Annotated in this window: 1 pseudogene; it reads left to right on the forward strand. The window is 78.2% G+C overall.

Features of this window, described 5'->3' with window-relative positions:
• Positions 1-293 (forward strand): annotated as a pseudogene (locus G3I65_RS53350) (ATP-dependent helicase); the annotation flags it as partial.

A 293-nucleotide genomic window follows, 5' to 3' on the forward strand; every position in this document is an offset into this window, starting at 1 on the left:
GTCGCTGCGGATCGAGGCGCCCGGCGGGTTCGACGCCGGGCGCTACCGCGCGGTGGTGCAGGTGCACAGCCTGGCCGATCCGGGCCAGGTCGCCGACGCGGCGGAGCTGTGGAAGACCGGCCGGTTCGGGCCGCGGGCGCGCATCGACGTCGTGCTGGCGCTGCGGCGGGGTGCGCAGGTCTGGCCCGCGTTGAGCCCGTTGCTGACCTCGGCGGTGCCGGACGAGCTGGCGCTGGTCGAGGACGAGGTGACCGAGCTGGTCGCGGCCGCGGCCCCGCGGCTGGCGGCGGCCG

The sequence above is a fragment of the Amycolatopsis sp. SID8362 genome, from assembly GCF_010550475.1.
GTDB lineage: Bacteria > Actinomycetota > Actinomycetes > Mycobacteriales > Pseudonocardiaceae > Amycolatopsis > Amycolatopsis eburnea.